Origin of the sequence: Nocardia higoensis NBRC 100133 (assembly GCF_000308595.1) — a bacterium.
Taxonomy (GTDB): Bacteria; Actinomycetota; Actinomycetes; order Mycobacteriales; family Mycobacteriaceae; genus Nocardia; species Nocardia higoensis.
This window is the reverse complement of record NZ_BAGA01000158.1, coordinates 1-1341: the sequence shown is the minus strand read 5'-3', so window position 1 is coordinate 1341 and position 1341 is coordinate 1. Positions and strand designations below refer to the sequence as shown.

General features: G+C 70.3%; 1 protein-coding gene and 1 pseudogene. Both read right to left on the bottom strand.

Features of this window, described 5'->3' with window-relative positions:
* On the bottom strand, positions 1 to 671 hold a 671-nt coding region (locus tag ON26_RS27275), incomplete at its 3' end, for a Bcr/CflA family efflux MFS transporter (protein WP_157172022.1).
* 243 nt (positions 672 to 914) lie between these two features.
* A pseudogene (locus tag ON26_RS27270) lies at positions 915 to 1341 on the bottom strand (hypothetical protein); the annotation flags it as partial.

Below are 1341 nucleotides of genomic sequence, written 5' to 3'. Positions count from 1 at the left end.
AAACCGACGAAGCGTGGGTCGCGACCAACGATCGCGAAGTTCGCCGCGACGGCGCGCGGACCGCCTCCGGTCGGATTCGGGTGGGTCTCCTCGATGACGAGTGTGGCCGCGATCAGCAGCGCGCAGCCGATGAGTGAGAGCGCGACGAACAGGCCCCGCCAGGAGGTCACATGCATCAACTGACCGCCGAGGAGCGGGGCGAGCACGGGGGCGACGCCGGTCACCATGACGAGCAGGGAGAAGACCCGCGCCGCGGCCTCGGTGTCGAACAAGTCGCGCACGATGGCACGAGCGATCACGACCCCGGCCCCGCCGGCGATGCCCTGGACCAGTCGCAGGGCGATGAGCGTCCCGGCCCCCGAAGTCAGCGCGCACAGCAGCGAGGCGAGGGCGTAGACGGCGACGCCGATCAGCAGCGGGGTGCGGCGGCCGAAGCGATCGCTCAACGGGCCGACCGTCAGCTGGCCGAGTGCCAGGCCGATCATGCAGGCGGTCATGGTGAGCTGACCGGTCACCGACGAGACACCGAGCTCAGCGGACAGATCGGGGAGGGCGGGCAGGTAGAGGTCGGTCGACAGCGGTCCGAACGCCGCGAGGGCGCCCAGGACCAGGATCACCGAACGTCCGACATCGCGCGCCGATGCGCCGGAACCCGATGATCGCGTACTCATTCCGTCTCCCGAATCCGAGCTCCGAGGGGCCGCAAAAGATCGCCCGTTCCCCGGAACACGCGGCAGTGGTGTGCCACACGGTAACCATTGCGATCTCCGGTGACCCACCACCGCCTTCCAGCCGGTGGAACACCGAATGCCGGAGGCCGGTGACGGAACCCGGTGACGCAACCTGGATTGCCGAGGAGTTGCCGAGCAGTCGTCGGATCAGCCGGGCCTCGCGGAAACGGTGGATCGACGTGCTTACCGGGTGTCGGTCGTCCCCGCGGGCTCGACCACCGCGTCGTGCTCGCGGCGTCCGCGGGTCCCGCGGGTGGTCACCAATAGGACCAGCAGACCGAGGGCGCAGCTGGCGAGCATGGTGAGGCTCATGGTCACCATGCTGGCGCCCAGGGTCGAGATGGCCGGGCCGAGTGAACCACCGACACCGAACTGGACCAGCCCCATCACACCGGCGGCGGCGCCCGCTCGGGCGCCGTGGGATTCCAGCCCGAGGGCGGTCGCATTGGGCATGATCAGGGCGATCGAGGACACCGCGAAGAACAGCGGGACGAGCAGGGCGGGCAGCGGCAGATCGGCGAGCGCCGCCGCGGCCAGCACCAGCGACGCTCCCACCCCGATGGACAGGCCGAGCCAGAGGGTGCGCGCGGGCCCGATCCGGGTGACCAGC